This is a genomic window from Streptomyces sparsus (assembly GCF_054776295.1).
The window spans coordinates 1-1,163 of sequence record NZ_BAAHCA010001243.1; the positions used below are offsets into that span (position 1 = coordinate 1).

A 1,163-nucleotide genomic window follows, 5' to 3' on the forward strand; every position below is an offset into this window, starting at 1 on the left:
CGGCCGGCCGGCGGCCGGGGGGCTCACCGCACGGGACCGGGCGGTGCTCGCCATGGAACGGCGTGGCTGGCCGGGGCCCGGGGCGAAGGAGCGCGCCGTCCGTGAGCAGCTGGACATGTCGCCCACCCGCTACTACCAGCTGCTCAACGCGCTGCTCGACGACGCCCGGGCGCTGGCCCACGACCCCGTCACCGTGAACCGGCTCCGCCGGCTCCGGGACGCCCAGCGCTCGCGCAGGTAGCCCGGTAGGGTCGCCGGTATGGACAGTGTGCTTCCGGCTCCCACCACCGAAGCGGGCCGCGCCGGGCTCGCCGCCCTCCGGGCCCGCCCCGGACAGTCCGTGGTCGCCCTCGACTTCGACGGAACCCTGGCCCCCATCGTCGCCGATCCGTCGGCGGCCCGCGCCCACCCCGACGTGCTGCCGGCGCTGCTCGGGCTCGCACCACGGCTGCGGGCGGTCGTCATCGTCACCGGCCGGCCGGCGGAACTCGCCGTCGAGTACGCCGGCTTCGCCGACACCCCCGGCCTGGAACGGCTGACGGTGCTCGGTGCCTACGGCACGGAACGCTGGGACGCGGCCACCGGTGAGGTGCGGCTGCCGCCACCCGACCCGGGGGTGGACACGGCCCGCACCGAACTGCCCGCGCTGCTCGGCCGAGTGGGCGCTCCGGACGGCACCTGGGTCGAGGACAAGGGTCGGGCGCTGGCCGTGCACACCCGGCGCACGCAGGACCCGGATGCGGCCTTCGAGCTGCTTCGCGAACCGCTGCACGACCTGGCCACCCGGCACCGGCTGGCCGTCGAACCGGGCCGTCAGGTACTGGAGTTGCGTCCGCCGGGAATGGACAAGGGCATGGCCCTGGATGCCTTCCTCACCGAGACCGACGCCGGGCCGGTGCTGTACGCGGGTGACGACCTCGGGGACCTGCCGGCCTACGCGGCCGTCGAGAAGCGCCGCACCGAGGGGCACCCAGGCCTGCTGGTGTGCAGTGGCAGCGTGGTCGCCGGTGAGCAGGTCACCGCCCTCACCGACCGTGCCGATCTGGTCGTGCCCGGCCCGGGGGGCGTCGCCGCCCTGCTCGCCGGTCTGCTCGCGGACTGACCCGCGGCAGGCGTCCCCGGTCGGGCCCCGCCCGTGCGGACGGGGAAAGCCGGGCACGCCG

2 protein-coding genes are annotated in these 1,163 nt (G+C 76.2%); both read left to right on the plus strand.

Annotation, left to right across the window (positions count from 1 at the left end; translation table 11 throughout):
- The coding region (locus ACYVE9_RS27660; protein ID WP_461030629.1) for a DUF3263 domain-containing protein at positions 1-241 on the plus strand (241 nt) is incomplete at its 5' end.
- An 18-nt stretch (positions 242-259) separates the two neighbouring features.
- Positions 260-1,102 carry a trehalose-phosphatase gene (gene otsB, locus ACYVE9_RS27665; protein ID WP_461030630.1) on the plus strand — a complete coding sequence of 281 codons (843 nt, stop codon included), beginning with the start codon at positions 260-262 and terminating at the stop codon, positions 1,100-1,102.
- The last annotated feature ends 61 nt before the right edge of the window (positions 1,103-1,163 follow it).

What these genes read in the sequence shown, in the direction of transcription:
- otsB (WP_461030630.1), top strand. Translation starts at nt 260, where the DNA reads ATGGACAGTGTGCTTCCGGCTCCCACCACCGAAGCGGGCCGCGCCGGG.